At 57.7% G+C, this 14,233-nt stretch carries 10 protein-coding genes and 1 pseudogene; 5 read left to right on the forward strand and 6 right to left on the reverse strand.

Annotated elements, in window-relative coordinates; genetic code table 11:
• Positions 1–229 precede the first annotated feature (229 nt).
• The 3 genes from QPL96_RS05395 (at position 230) to QPL96_RS05405 (ending at position 3,931) form a co-directional block, all read left to right on the forward strand.
• Positions 230–1,039 carry a TatD family hydrolase gene (locus tag QPL96_RS05395; RefSeq protein ID WP_303286092.1) on the forward strand — a complete coding sequence of 270 codons (810 nt, stop codon included), beginning with the start codon at positions 230–232 and terminating at the stop codon, positions 1,037–1,039.
• A complete protein-coding gene (locus QPL96_RS05400; RefSeq protein ID WP_303286094.1) occupies positions 1,036–2,244 on the forward strand; it encodes an HD-GYP domain-containing protein in 1,209 nt (402 codons plus the stop codon). Before QPL96_RS05395 ends, QPL96_RS05400 begins: the two co-directional genes overlap by 4 nt.
• A 70-nt stretch (positions 2,245–2,314) precedes the next feature.
• Positions 2,315–3,931: a Na/Pi cotransporter family protein gene (locus QPL96_RS05405; RefSeq protein WP_303286096.1), complete on the forward strand. Its 1,617-nt coding sequence runs from the start codon at positions 2,315–2,317 to the stop codon at positions 3,929–3,931.
• 163 nt (positions 3,932–4,094) lie between these two features.
• Here the strand turns inward: QPL96_RS05405 and QPL96_RS05410 are convergent.
• The 5 genes and pseudogenes from QPL96_RS05410 to QPL96_RS05430 all read right to left on the reverse strand — a co-directional run.
• Positions 4,095–4,298 (reverse strand): annotated as a pseudogene (locus QPL96_RS05410) (hypothetical protein); the annotation flags it as partial.
• The gene (locus QPL96_RS05415; RefSeq protein ID WP_303286098.1) at positions 4,292–4,663 is read right to left on the reverse strand and encodes a hypothetical protein; all 372 of its coding nucleotides are present in this window, start codon (positions 4,661–4,663) and stop codon (positions 4,292–4,294) included. The pseudogene QPL96_RS05410 and the gene QPL96_RS05415, both read right to left, overlap by 7 nt.
• Before the next feature lie 12 nt (positions 4,664–4,675).
• Positions 4,676–4,996, reverse strand: coding sequence for a DUF2288 domain-containing protein (locus QPL96_RS05420; RefSeq protein WP_303286146.1), 321 nt, complete (start codon positions 4,994–4,996; stop codon positions 4,676–4,678).
• A gap of 40 nt (positions 4,997–5,036) precedes the next feature.
• Positions 5,037–5,414, reverse strand: a complete 378-nt coding sequence (locus tag QPL96_RS05425) for a response regulator (protein ID WP_303286147.1) — start codon at positions 5,412–5,414, stop codon at positions 5,037–5,039.
• Positions 5,415–5,558: 144 nt separating this feature from the next.
• Entirely contained in the window at positions 5,559–7,247 is a 1,689-nt protein-coding gene (locus tag QPL96_RS05430; protein ID WP_303286099.1) for a diguanylate cyclase, read from the reverse strand.
• A 225-nt stretch (positions 7,248–7,472) separates the two neighbouring features.
• On the opposite strand from QPL96_RS05430, the gene QPL96_RS05435 reads away from it, so the two are divergent.
• Entirely contained in the window at positions 7,473–9,530 is a 2,058-nt protein-coding gene (locus QPL96_RS05435) for a GAF domain-containing protein (protein ID WP_303286100.1), read from the forward strand.
• Positions 9,531–9,607: 77 nt separating this feature from the next.
• Here the strand turns inward: QPL96_RS05435 and acnA are convergent, their stop codons facing one another.
• Positions 9,608–12,367 (reverse strand): aconitate hydratase AcnA, encoded by a 2,760-nt coding sequence (acnA, locus tag QPL96_RS05440; RefSeq protein ID WP_303286102.1) that lies wholly within the window; start codon positions 12,365–12,367, stop codon positions 9,608–9,610.
• A gap of 357 nt (positions 12,368–12,724) precedes the next feature.
• Between acnA and QPL96_RS05445 the strand changes: the two genes are divergently transcribed.
• Entirely contained in the window at positions 12,725–14,194 is a 1,470-nt protein-coding gene (locus QPL96_RS05445) for a hypothetical protein (protein WP_303286103.1), read from the forward strand.
• The last annotated feature ends 39 nt before the right edge of the window (positions 14,195–14,233 follow it).

Genomic DNA, 14,233 nt, shown 5'->3' on the forward strand with positions numbered 1-14,233 from the left:
CGGGAAGGCCCTCGCCATCATCCAATAGCGTCGGGTAATCCCGGAACCTGGGTTTGTTTGCGTCAAAAAGAAAGGAACTGGCCAACGCCGATAACGTCATCAAGATACTCCGTGGAACTCCCTATGAATCAACTACAGGTCGACAATCGTACAAACTGGTAAACTTGCATGACCTAATTCTCAGAATAGCAGCCTTAACACCGGTTGCGATGGAGTGTAGTACCCGGTAATGAGTAAAAAACGTCGCGAGATTCCCGTATTCGATCACCCGATCATCGAGACCCACTGCCACCTGGATTACCTCAGGGAACGCCCCCTGGAGGAGACCCTGGAGCAGGTGCAACAGGTCAACATCGAGAAAGTAATCACCATTGCCGTGTCCCCGGACAACCTTGCCCGGGTCCGTGAGCTCAGCCAGATTGCACCCTGGGTGTACGGCACGCAAGGGATTCACCCTCACGATGCCGAAAGTTATTGCGATGGGGTGGAAGCTGAAATACGCGCCCATGCCGGTGACGACAAAATCGTGGCGGTAGGCGAAATCGGGCTGGATTACTTCTATGACAACGCCGACCAGGAGGTTCAGCGCCAGGTGTTCCGGCGCCAGCTTCAGATTGCCTGCGATACCGACCGGCCTGTGGTTATCCACAGCCGGGAGGCAGACGAGGACACCATCGCCATCCTCAGTGAGTTCGAGGCCAGTCTCAGGCGCCGTGGCGTGATTCACAGCTTTACCTCCGGTCCGGGCCTGGCACGCTACTCGCTGGATCAGGGCTGGTGCCTCGGTTTTAACGGCATCACCACCTTCAACAAGGCGGAAAACGTGCGAGACATTGTCCGCATGGCGCCCCTGGACCAGATCCTGCTGGAAACCGACGCACCGTTCCTCACCCCGGTCCCATACCGTGGCAAGGAAAACGCCCCTTTTTACCTGCCGTTTGTCGCGGAAAAGATTGCCTTGGTTAAAGGTCTTCCCCTGGAGGAGGTGATCGCACGGACCTATCAGAACAGCCTGCGGACGTTTTTCCCCGGACAATGATCAAGCGCATTCCTATCTCGGCACTGAAGGTCGGCATGTACATCACCGACCTGAACAACGACTGGATTCCTCATAACACCCAGCGCAAGCGCGGCGTGATCAAAAAGGAGGAAACCATCGAGAAAATCCGCCGGATGGGGGTACAGTCTGTCTATATCGACGCCTCCAAAGGTGCCGATACCCAGGACTCCGAAACCGCCTCCGAAGTGGATCGCCGAAACGAATCCGCCCTCCAGCGTGCGGGCGAGCAGGCGCCAGGCCTGCGCCCGCATGTTCCGCTTACTGAAGAAATTGTGATTGCCCAGAAAATTCACAGCCAGGCCCAGGGGCTGGTGGGCGACTTCATGAACAACGTCAAGATGAGCGCCGCCATCGACATTGCCCCGATCCACCAGCTGGCGGATGAACTCCAGCGTTCGGTTTTTCGGAATGCCAACGCCCTGAGCTGTCTCGGTCGCATCCGGGAGAAAGACAATTATCTGCTGGAACACTCGGTCAATCTGAGTGTTCTGATGTCTTTGTTCGGAAATTACCGTGGCCTGCCAGCCGACGTTCTGCATCAGACCATTGTCGGAGCGCTGCTCCACGATCTGGGCAAGACCCTCACGCCCGATGAGATACTGCATAAACCCGGGCGCCTGACCCCTGAAGAATTCGAGGTCATGAAACTGCACGCACGGCATTCCCGGGATATTCTCGCCGCCACCGAGGGCATTGGCGAGCTGACCGTGATCACTGCCGCCCAGCATCATGAGCGACTCGATGGGAGCGGGTATCCGGAAGGCCTCAGGGGTGAGGATATTTCCGAATACGGCCGCATGGTTGCCATCACTGATGTCTATGACGCCATTACTGCTGACCGGGTCTACCACCAGGGAATGACTCCGACACAGGGCTTGAAAAAACTACTGGAGTGGAGCGGCGACCACCTGGACCCGGTGCTGGTCAAGCAGTTTATCCGCTGCATCGGCCTTTACCCGGTCGGATCCATGGTCCTTCTGGAGAGTGGGCGGTTGGGTGTGGTGGTGGAAACCAGCGAGGCGGACCAGAGACTGCCGGTGGTCAGAGTGATGTACCAGACCCGGTTCCGGATGCCGATCACGGTGGAAACCATCGACCTGGCCAAACCCGGCACCCAGGACCGCATATTGCGGGCTGTCGATCCTGACGAATATAAAATCGATGTCCGGAAGTTTCTTGCCTGACGACCGACAGAGCCTGTCCGGGGTCTGCTAAGCTCAACGAAATCTCACTTCAAAATTCAAGCATTCGTAAATGATAGCAACTATCTTTCAGATTCTCGGCGGCCTTGCCCTGTTCCTGCTGGCCATGGAAATGATGACCAACGGTCTCAAGAACGCGGCCGGACATCAACTGCGCCACATGCTGGGCCATTGGACCCGGACGCCGCTGAGGGGGTTCGGCGCAGGGGTCCTGATTACTGGCATCGTTCAGTCCTCCAGTGCTGTTGTGGTCGCAACCATCGGTTTTGTGAACGCCGGTTTACTGAACCTGGCGCAATCTCTTGGTGTGGTCTTCGGCGCCAATGTGGGCACCACCATGACCGGCTGGCTGGTCAGCCTGGTGGGGTTTGGCTTCAAGATTGAGGCTTTTGCCATGCCCATGCTGGCGGCAGGCATGGGCATGAAGCTGATCAGCCGTGAGCAGAGAAGCCAGTCTCTGGGGGAATCGCTGGCAGGATTTGCGCTGTTTTTCCTCGGTCTATCAGTCTTGAAGGACTCTCTCGGCCAACTGACCATCGGCCTTGACAGTGAAGACGTACTCGGCCAGGGGCTGGCGCTGCCGCTGTTCGTTCTGTTCGGGTTTCTGGCAACGCTTCTTACCCAGTCTTCCAGCGCTGCCCTGGCCATCATACTCAGTGCCGCAGCCAGCAATCTTCTGTCACTGCAGGATGCCGCCGCAGCGGTCATCGGCGCCAATCTGGGAACCACATCCACGGCCGCTATTGCTGTGCTCAAGGCAACGGCGAGCGCCAGGCGTCTCGCCCTGGGTCACGTCCTCTTCAACCTGGGAACCGGGACCATCGCGATACTGATACTGCCACTGATGCTTTGGCTGATTGCTGCCTTGACCAACTGGCTGGAACTGGACACCAACGCCGCCGTGTCACTGGCGATCTTCCATACGCTTTTCAATCTGCTCGGCGCCGTCATCATGCTGCCGCTACTGCAGCCAGTTGCGAGAATCCTGGGGCGCCTGTTCCGGAGCAGGGAGGAAGACAACGCCCAACCCCGCTTCCTTGACGACACACTGATCAACACCCCTGAACTCGCGGTTGGCGCCGTAGACCAGGAAATGAAACGGCTGATCAGTCTGACCCGCGGACTTTTGCGGGTCTGCCTGGACCGTGAGGACCTGGTACCAGAGCGGATTCACGCCCGGTCAGAGGCGGCACTCGGCCTCAACAGTGCGATTACCGAGTATATTTCCCGATTGCGCGCGGAAAAAATGCTGCCCCAGACGGTCGAAACCCTGACCCTGTCCATTCGAACCTGCCGATATCTTGCCGAAACAACAGAGCTGGCCCCGGCACTCCTGAAACTGCGGCAGGCCGCCAAACTGCCCCAGTTGGCCCCTCTGGCCCGGGAACTGGAAGGCTACAGGGAGTTGCTGCGCAATCTGGTGGCGTCTGAAGAACGCCTGTCAGAAACCTTCGGGGAAACCGAAAAGGTCTACCACCTTCTCAAATCCCGAATGCTTGCCATGATCGTGACACGCGAATTACCTGCAATTGCCGGGGAGCGAACCCTGGACGATCTGAGCTCGGTGCGACGGCTCTCTGACCAGTGGTACAAGTCCCAGGCCTGGCGCCCTTCGTCCGCTCTGCTCAACGGTGATCTTCAGCCAGAGGGGCCTGAAAACCGGACGTAACGGTTACGCCCCTCTGTTTGGCCTGCTACATGGCATGATCCGCCCGGCGCAGAACCACAATCTGCCCTGCACCGCATCAGTTTATCCCAGAGCCAGAAACACCCCCATCAGCACTGGCGACAGAAACGACAGCAGAAAGCCGGAGGCAATGGCCACTGGCACGCAGGCCAGCCATTACCGCCAGCAAGGGTTTCAGGCCGGCGAGAAACAGCCGGCGGTGCCCCGGACTGACCTCACCCTCCGGGCGCTCAACCGCCATCGGCTGCCAGCGGTGGAACAGCCAAAGGCCGCTCATGTTTGCGACAAACAGGACCAGCACCAGTGCCAAAACCTGTGCTGCCATGCCACCAAGCTGCGCCGTCAGGCCAGGGGATCGAACGGGTCGGAATCGGCGTCAGGTCTGCCTGCCTGCTCGTCCCCGGTCGTCCCGATCATTCGCGCCAATCGCTGGGCAGTAACCGACCAGACGGCATAATCGCCAGGGCGGGGCTCATAACCCTTGCCCATCATGGTGCCGGCAACACTGCGCAATACCGATTCGGCACGGGCCTGGGTTTTCCAGGGGCCACGGCGGAACTGGCCGTCGGGGCGACCACGGTCTGGCCCGGCTAAAGCCACCAGACCCCAGAGACCGCTGCCAACAGGGCGGATGTGCAGCTCGATACGATGGCCATCCCTGACCATTACAAGCTCCCTGAGCGCGCCGCGACCGTGAAAATAATGGAGTTTCATGGTGCCGACCGATCAGTGCAGGACATGGCCGGACCGATCCTGGACCAGCACCCAGGGCGCGATAACTACCGCCCACAGTTCGGCATTGCGGTCGTACCAGGCTTGCGCAATGTCAGGCGCAACCTCGCCAACCCGTCCCTCAGTCATCCACTGTTCAAAACAGGCCTTGTTGTCGGCTGCCAGTTCGGTAGCGACCCTCAGCAGATCCAGCTCCGGGGCCACCCTCACCACCTGGCCCCGGGCAAAAAAGGTTTGCAGGTCATGCCAGTGGATGCGGGAGGTCTCGAGATTCAGTTTGGCTTTGAGTTCGTCCCGGGACGGGAAGGATGACATGGTGACCTCTTTCATCAAACGATGGTTCAGACCGGCCAGACTACCGGAAATTGTCTCCTGCCGCATCTGCCAGTATCCCTGCTATCTGGTCCGACAGGGTCATTGGGTCAAAAGGCTTTGGAATCACGCCCACAGCGCCCAGGGCCCGATACTCGTCAATCTCTGACCGCTGGAGCCGTGCCGTCATAAAGATGACCGGCACAGCTGACATTCCCGGTTGCCGCCGGAGTGCCTGCAAGGTTGCAGGACCATCCATACCGGGCATCATCACGTCCAGCAGAACCAGTTCAGGGCCAAAGCCCGGCGCGACTTCAAGCGCCCGGGAACCGGACTCACAGAGCACTGCGGTGAATCCGCCCACATCCTGCAAGGCGATCTCTGCAATGGCCCGAATGTCCGGATCATCTTCCACACACATCACTCGCCGGGGCAAACCCTTGTGCTCAGATTCCACTGCACTACTCCTGTTTGTTGCCTTCGGTTTCCAGCAACTCGGCGATCAGATTATCATCTTCAAGAATCAGCGCTCTCAAGCGACCACCCTGAGGTAAAAGGGACCATGTTATCGGCGGTAGTGGACAGTGACGCCGTTCCGGCCGTTGCGCTTGCGCTGGTATAGCGCCTGGTCGGCCGCTTCCAGAGCGTCATCACCACCGATGAAATCATTTATGGCAGCGATACCGGCACTCAAGGTAACGTTAAAGCGACCCTCCCCGGAAACAAATGAGAGTTCAGAAAAGCTCTCACTGATACCCTGGATAAGGTCAGTTGCCGCCGAAACAGAGCACTGGGGCAAAACCACCAGAAACTCTTCACCACCATAACGGCCAATCATATCGGTTTCCCGCAATCGGTTCCTGAGCAGGTTGGCAAGCGTGCGAATCACGATATCTCCCTGGGAATGACCCCAGGTATCATTGACAACCTTGAAGTGGTCGAGATCAAGCATCACAACACAGGATCTGTGACCGTTCCGACGACACCTGGCCAATTCCCTCTCAACTTCCTGCTTGATAAGCGAATGTTTGAGAAGGCCGGTCAGGCTATCCCGGTTCATAAGTTCGGACAGTTGGCGAGCCCGATAGCAACGAATACACACCGACCGAATGAGATAATCATAAGAGACGGGTTTCATCAGGAACTCGTCTGCGCCTTTCGACAACGCATCCAACTGGTTATCCCGGTCATCCTCAGATGAAAGATAGATGATGGGAAGACTTAGCCAACGCGGTTCGAAGCGGATGAGGCGAGCCAGAGTTACGCCGGAATAGCCACCGACCTGTACGTCCATCAGCACAATATCGGGCTCGAAGGCTGATAGGTGTGAAATCAGATACAGGGGGTCTGACAATGACTGCGTTTCAATGCCGGCCGATTGCAGCACCAGGCAATAATGCTCGGCCAGCTCAACGTCATCCTCAACAATCAACACACGGCCCTGAACGTTGGCACTGAGCTCAATCGCCAGAGACTCAATTCTCTGAGCCAGCTCGGGGATATCCACGGGTTCCGGGAAGAAGGCAAGCGCGCCGCCCCGAGCAACTCGGTAACGATTCTGGAAAGAGTCATCACCGCCAAGGCATATCACTGGCATCTGGCGGAGGGTATTTTTTGTCAGCGACTGACTGCGGGCCGATATAACATCGGAAAGGGCCGAATCCCGGCACAGAATCACGGCAGCGCCCTGTGTTTCTCTGAACTCGTTCCCCAGTGACTTGGGATCACCACCGTTTAGGCGTCTGAAAAGGAAACCATAAGACGCCATTTCCTGGGCGAGTATTGCCAGGCTCTGACTGCCCGTGTCCACAAGCAGGATGCTGACCTGTATACCCTGGCTGCCCTTAAAGGCAGGGCTGCCCTCGTCATAAAAATGTTCAGATTCAATGCCCTGACTCTTTACTTCCAAAAGCTCCGAGAGCGTATCGATGCCATCAGCAAGCCCTTCCGGCACGCCAACACGCTGACCGGTCGTGTCTGGGGCATCATCAAGCCCTTCTGCCTGAACTTTTAACTGTTTCTCCAGAATCTTGGCGGCCTCTCCCAGCTCCGGCAGACCAAATGTTCCCGCGGAACCCGACAGCCGGTGGAGGCTCTGATAACAGTAGATAAGTCCGTCCGCAGAAATCTCGCCATTACGCATTTTTTTCGCCAGGGCCTGGAGGTTCTTAATGTCACCCCGGGCCCGGTCAAGGAACTTCTGTCTTAGCACCGCCAGCTGTGAAGAAACACTGCCTGTCGACCGCAAGGCCACATCCAATCTCCTGCAAGGGTATTTTACCACGCTTGGAAATCCATTATTGTCACTCCAATGAAAACACTTCTGAACCGATCCTGCCACGACTTGAAGGACTAAATTTGAGAAACCCCTCCCCGGCACTCATGGAGGGACAAGTCGGCTGCTATTATCAGAAGGGCGCTCACTTCTGGGTGGAATTGCCCGCCGCCGATAGAGAAAGTCCAGAAAGCGGAGGTAACCATGAAAACGCCTGAATTCCCATCAAACGAAGCTCATCGCCTATCGGCACTGGATGAGCTGCAGTTGCTGGACACACCTCCGGAAGAGCGATTCGACCGACTGACGAGGCTCGCGGCACGCACGTTCAATATTCCAATTGCTCTGGTATCACTGGTTGATCGTGACCGGCAATGGTTCAAGTCAAGACATGGTCTGGAGGCACCGGAAACAGCCCGGGATATTTCCTTTTGCGGCCATGCCATTCTTCGCGAAGAATCCCTGGTTATCGAGAATGCCCTGAATGATGAACGGTTTTCCGGCAATCCCCTGGTAACCGGAGCTCCCAATATCCGGTTCTACGCTGGCGCACCGCTACACGACCGCTATGGTTACCGGGTTGGCACCCTCTGCGTGATCGATAACAAGCCCCGGACCTTTAGCGACGACGACAAGGTCACCTTGCGGGACCTGGCCGATCTGGTTGAGCGCGAATTCGGGTTCGGCGAACTTGGCAATTACTACGATGAACGAGATCGGGCCATGAACCTTTTGACCGAAATCGCTCTGGATGGCGAGGGCGATGCCGGCCAGAAAGCAACTCGCGCACTGGAGGCCGCCTGCGAATATCTGGGAGTTGAGACCGGAATCATCAGCCGGATTACCGGCAACGCCTATACAGTTCAATGGCATTTCACGCGCCTCAAAGGGACTCTTGAAAATGGGGCCACCCTTCCCCTTGAGCGAACCTACTGCTCTTTGATGCTGGTTTCCGGAAAAGTTTTTGCAATCGACAAAATGGGCGGATCCCGATACCAGAATCACGACTGCTATCAGGCATTCGGCCTGGAGAGCTATTTGGCGGCGCCGGTCTGGATTGACGACCGGATTTTCGGAACCGTTAACTTCTCGTCCCGGCACCCACGCAGTCGTCCCTTCACAGCAACCGAAAAGATGTTCGTCACACTACTGGCAAGGTGGGTTGCGGATATCATATATCAGCAGGAACATACGGAAACCCTGAACAAGCTGACGAATCAGATTCCCGGAATGTTGTATCAGTACCGGCTGTGGCCTGACGGCCATAGCGCTTTTCCGTATACGAGTCCTGGCATTCAGACTATTTACGGGATTACTGCCGAGGACGCCGCCAAAGACGCTTCACCAGCTTTCGCACGCATCCATTCCGATGACGTTGCCGACGTCGCCGAATCCATCCGGGTTTCCGCCACAACTCTTGAAACATGGCAATACAAGTACCGTGTCCGCTGGCAGGACGATGCCTGGCATTGGGTGGAAGGCTATGCCAACCCAGAGGCGCTGCCCGACGGCAGCATACTCTGGCATGGCTATATTGCCGATATTCATGATCGTCAGATGGTTGATGAAATGAAGAATCAGTTCATTTCCACGGTGAGCCATGAATTAAGGACACCGCTGACCTCGATTGCCGGCTCCCTTGATCTGATATTGGGCGGAACCACAGGAAAATTAACGGAAAAAACAATCAGAATGCTGAAAGTCGCAAAACGAAACAGCGAACACCTGAAATATCTTATCGGCGACCTGCTCGATATTGAAAAGCTGGTCAGCGGCAACATGCACATTGAGGCTGTGGAACAAGAATTGGAGAGTACGGTCCGAGAAGTGCTGGAAGAAATCCAGCCCCTCGCCCACCGGCGTGGTGTGATGATCGAGCTGAGCCATGCCAATCAGGCAATTTACGCAACGTTTGACCGCAAGCGCCTGGCTCAGGCCTTTTCCAACCTTGTCTCCAACGCTATCAAGTTTTCGCCACAACAAGGGCTGGTTCAGATCACTGTCCGGCAGATCGGCCAACAGGCAAGGTTGGAGGTGCGGGATCAGGGGCCCGGTATACCAGAGGCTTTCCGGGAGCGGATATTCCAGAAGTTTGCCCAGGCGAACGCTTCCTCCTCACGGCCCCAGGAAGGAACCGGTCTGGGCCTGGCCATAACACGGGAACTGATGCATGCCATGGGGGGGGAAGTAAACTTTGAGTCCGAGGAAGGGCTCGGTGCCTGCTTCTGGCTGAGCCTGCCGGTGGCTGCTCGCCAGCCCTGAACTTTGCATTCACAAAAACCGGCAGCGTTCGCTGCCGGTTTTTGTTGCCAGCCAGCCCCCTTCAGGCTGGCTTAGGTTCAGGCAGACTTGAGCATTTCCCGCACCACATAGTGCAGGATACCGCCATGTCGGTAGTATACCGCCTCGTTGGCGGTATCAATCCGTGACTTCAGCTCACAGGTCTCGGTTGAACCATCCTTGTATTCCACGGTCATCTTGAGGGTCTGGCCCGGTTTGATATCGCCGGACAGGCCTTCGATGCTGATGGTTTCCTCACCGGTCAGTTTCAGGCTCTTGCGATCCATGCCTTCCGGGAACTGCAGCGGCATTACACCCATCCCGATCAGGTTGGAGCGATGGATACGCTCATAGGATTCGGCCACCACGGCCTTCACACCCAACAGGCGAGTGCCCTTGGCGGCCCAGTCCCGGCTGGAACCGGTGCCGTATTCCTTGCCGGCAATGACCACCAGCGGCGTGCCCTGCTCCTGGTACTTCATGGCAGCGTCGTAGATCGGCATTTGATCGCCGGTGGGTACGAACTTGGTGAAACCGCCTTCCACGCCATCGAGCATCTCATTCCGGATTCGCACGTTGGCGAAGGTGCCGCGCATCATGACTTGGTGGTTGCCCCGGCGGGAACCGTAGGAGTTGAAGTCTTTCGGCTCGACGCCATGGGCCTGCAGGTATTTACCGGCAGGGGTGTCCGGCCTGAAGGAACCGGCCGGTGAGATGTGGTCGGTGGTTACCGAATCGCCCAGCAGCGCCAGAATATTGGCGTTCCTGATATCTTCGATAGCTTCCGGCTCTTCACCCATGCCTTCAAAAAAGGGCGGATGCTGGATGTAGGTGGACTTGTCGGACCACTCGTACACCTTGCTTTCCGGCACCTTGATCGATTGCCAGGTGGCGTCGCCGTCGAAAACTTCCGCGTACTCCTTACGGAACATATCGGTTTTCACCTTCTCCACCGCTTCGGCAATTTCCTGCTGGCTCGGCCAGAGATCTTTCAGATACACCGGGTTGCCATCCTTGTCCGTACCCAGAGGGTCTTTTGACAAATCCAGTCGCACGTTACCCGCCAGCGCATAGGCCACCACCAGGGGCGGCGAGGCCAGCCAGTTGGTTTTTACCAGCGGATGCACCCGGCCCTCGAAGTTGCGGTTGCCGGAGAGTACCGAGGCCACGGTCAGGTTACCATCGTCAATCGCCTTCTCAACCGCCTCCGGCAGCGGGCCGGAGTTGCCAATACAGGTGGTGCAGCCGTAGCCCACCAGGTTGAAGCCCAACTGATCCAGATCATCCTGGAAGCCGCCTACCTTCAGGTAGTCGGTGACCACCTTGGAACCGGGTGCCAGCGAGGTTTTCACCCAGGGTTTGGTTTTCAGGCCCCTTTGCACCGCTTTCTGGGCGATCAGGCCTGCGGCCATCATAACACTGGGGTTGGAGGTGTTGGTGCAGGAGGTGATGGCGGCAATCACCACAGCGCCGGGATCCAGCCGGCTTGTCTCCCCATTCATTTCCAGCGGCTGGCTGGCGTGATGCTTGTAACTGTCGTCCACGCCGACTGCGGTCTGGCCACCTTCGGACTCAAGGTTGGCTTCCCGGTTTTCCGTGGATCCTTCGGCAGTCTCCATCAGCAGCTCGAAGGACGATTTCATGTTCTTCAGGGCAACCCGGTCCTGGGGGCGCTTCGGGCCGGCAAGGCTGGCCTCCACTTCGCCCATATCCAGCTCCAGCTTGTCGGTATAGACCGGTTCGTGGCCCGGCTCGCGCCACAGTCCCTGGGCCTTGGCATAGGCTTCCACCAGTTCGAGCTGGTCGTCCTCACGGCCGGTCAGACGCATGTACTTGATGGTTTGCTCATCCACCGGGAAGAAGCCGCAGGTAGCACCGTATTCCGGGGCCATGTTGGCAATGGTGGCCCGGTCTGCCACCGGCATGTCTTTCAGGCCGTCGCCGTAGAATTCCACAAACTTGCCCACCACGCCTTTCTTGCGCAGCATTTCAGTCACGGTGAGCACCAGATCGGTGGCGGTGATGCCTTCACGCAGCTTGCCGGTGACCTTGAAGCCCACCACTTCCGGAATCAGCATAGAGACCGGCTGGCCCAGCATGGCCGCTTCGGCTTCGATACCGCCGACACCCCAGCCGAGGATGCCGAGGCCGTTGATCATGGTGGTGTGCGAGTCAGTTCCCACCAGGGTATCCGGGTAGGCAATGGTCTTGCCACCCTGCTCTTTGTGCCACACGGTCTTGCCAAGGTATTCCAGGTTTACCTGGTGACAGATACCCGTACCCGGCGGCACCACACGGAAGTTGTCAAAGGCCTGCTGGCCCCAGCGCAGGAACTCGTAGCGTTCCTGGTTGCGCTCCATTTCGATGGTCACGTTGTCCCTGAACGAGGACGCATCGCCAAACCTGTCCACCATCACCGAGTGATCAATCACCAGATCCACCGGCGACAGCGGGTTGATCATGGCCGGGTCCTTGCCCGCAGACTTCACCGCCTCACGCATGGCGGCAAGATCGACAACCCCGGGTACACCGGTGAAATCCTGCATCAGGACCCGGGCCGGCCGGAACTGGATTTCGGTCTCGGAGTGGCGGTCTTTCAGCCACTGCACCATGGCATCAATGTGGCTCTGGTCGACCGTGGTGCCGTCTTCGTTGCGCAGCAGGTTTTCCATCAGCACTTTCAGGGAAAAAGGCAGGCGGTTCAGGTCACCGAGGGTGTCCGCTGCTTTGGGCAGGCTGTAATAGTGGAAGGTTTTACCGCCTGCGTCGAGGCTGGAAAGGGTATTCAGGCTGTCTTTACTGAGACGGTCATTCGACATGTGGTGCCTCCATTTTCGTCGTTGTCTGCGTATTCCGGAAGGCTCTGGTGAAGCCCTTTCATCAGCGTTCCTGCCGGAAAACCGCTCCGGAACCGGACACCGGACACCGGACTGATGGAAGGGCTACTGAATGTGAGTACACCTTTAACTATTGCAGCAATTGATGAGAGTTCAACCACAGGCTGATGAATGTTCGGAATCAGTACGGTGAATATCCGACCAATGTCGGAGAACCTGCCGGGTTGAATACGCCCGGAATCTGACAATAGCCTACCTGTTAACTGGTTTGCTGCGATCACTCGCGACATCTGTCATCATGAGCTACCGATTTTCTCATGGGCCAGGACACACGCACCGGTGAAACACGATTGCCACTACCACCCGGGCGACCCCGCCAAATGGCACTGTGGAGGGTGCCAGATGCACTACTGCAGCCGCTGCATGCCGGATGCCAACACCCGGCAGCGCCGCGCACTCTGCCCCCACTGCAACAAGGCCATGCGTTACCTGGGGGCGGCTACTGAAGTGGTACCCTTCTGGCAACGACTCGGTGCGTTTTTCCGTTACCCCTTTCATACCGATCCGCTGATGGTTATTGCCATCAGTACACTGGTGCCGGTGATTGCTCCGGCCAACCTGATTGGCATTCTGGTCTGGCTGGTGCTCGCGCTTGCCCTGTTCAAGTACACCTATGCGGTCATCAATCACACCGCGGAAGGTCACCTGAAACCACCCCCGGTGTCCGTCGCGTTCACCGGCAGCGGTTTTGACATTGTCATCCTGCAGTTGCTGGTTTTTATTCTGATGGGCGGGCTGGTTGGCGCCGCAGCCATGCTCGGCGGGCCGATCCTGATGCTGCTGGCCCTGGCCTTTGTAATGCTGGCGCTGCCGGCCAGCATCATGGTGCTGGCCATGGAGCGCTCGGTGGGGGCGGCCGTTAATCCAATGAATCTGGCGGTACTGATTTCCCGGATTGGCACCCCCTATTTCCTGCTCTACGGCTACCTGATCCTGCTGACCCTCGCCTCCGGCGCCGCCCAGGACTTTGCCGTCAATCATTTCCCGATGTGGGTGGCCCGGCCACTGGCCGGCTTCCTGAACAGTACCTTCACCCTGATCCTGTTCCACATGCTCGGTTACCTGCTGTTCCAGTACCAGGAAGAGCTGGGGTTCGCCTCGGACATCCAGGATGAAACCGTCGGCCAGGATACCCATCAGCGGGATCGCACCGCGCGCTTTGACGCAGACATCGACATGAACCTGAAAGACGGCAACTACGAGCGGGTTCAGAGCATGTTGAAGGAAGCCCTTAAGCGGGACCGGGATAACGCCCTGCGGATTGGCCAGCTGTATCAGCTTCTGACAGCACGCAACGATACCGAGGAGCTGTATCGTTACCATCCGCGAATCCTGGGCTGGCTGGCCGACCGCAATGATGGCGAAGGCATAGCGGCCCTGCTCAATACGCTTCAGCGGGCCGAGCCCGGATTCAAGGTCGATGACCCGGAACTGTCCGTGCGCTGCGCCCGTTCATTGTACCAGCGGGGTCAGTTCAGGCCGGCGCTGCGGCTGTTGCAGGATTTCCACAAGCGCTTCCCGGACAGCGAACAGCTGGCACCGGCGTACCTGCTGGTGGCCCAGACTCTGGCCAACGGTTTATCCCAGTGGGAAAAGGCAACCGCCTTTCTGACATTTGTCCAGAAGCAGTGCGTGAATCATCCGCTGCATGAGCAGATAGCGACTTACCTCAGGCAGGCGGAGAACCGGGAACCCCTGAAGGAGCCAAAGGCCTGCTTCACCGGGTCTGCTTCACAAACCGCGCCCTGATGAACGATCCCGGTTTTTTTGACATTTGACAAGGCTGAG

Source organism: Marinobacter sp. SS8-8 (assembly GCF_030540945.1).
Taxonomy (GTDB): Bacteria; Pseudomonadota; Gammaproteobacteria; order Pseudomonadales; family Oleiphilaceae; genus Marinobacter.

What these genes read in the sequence shown, in the direction of transcription:
- QPL96_RS05405 (WP_303286096.1), top strand. Translation starts at nt 2,315, where the DNA reads ATGATAGCAACTATCTTTCAGATTCTCGGCGGCCTTGCCCTGTTCCTG.
- QPL96_RS05400 (WP_303286094.1), top strand. Translation starts at nt 1,036, where the DNA reads ATGATCAAGCGCATTCCTATCTCGGCACTGAAGGTCGGCATGTACATC.
- acnA (WP_303286102.1), bottom strand. Translation starts at nt 12,367, where the DNA reads ATGTCGAATGACCGTCTCAGTAAAGACAGCCTGAATACCCTTTCCAGC.
- QPL96_RS05415 (WP_303286098.1), bottom strand. Translation starts at nt 4,663, where the DNA reads ATGAAACTCCATTATTTTCACGGTCGCGGCGCGCTCAGGGAGCTTGTA.
- QPL96_RS05395 (WP_303286092.1), top strand. Translation starts at nt 230, where the DNA reads ATGAGTAAAAAACGTCGCGAGATTCCCGTATTCGATCACCCGATCATC.
- QPL96_RS05420 (WP_303286146.1), bottom strand. Translation starts at nt 4,996, where the DNA reads ATGTCATCCTTCCCGTCCCGGGACGAACTCAAAGCCAAACTGAATCTC.
- QPL96_RS05425 (WP_303286147.1), bottom strand. Translation starts at nt 5,414, where the DNA reads ATGTGTGTGGAAGATGATCCGGACATTCGGGCCATTGCAGAGATCGCC.
- QPL96_RS05435 (WP_303286100.1), top strand. Translation starts at nt 7,473, where the DNA reads ATGAAAACGCCTGAATTCCCATCAAACGAAGCTCATCGCCTATCGGCA.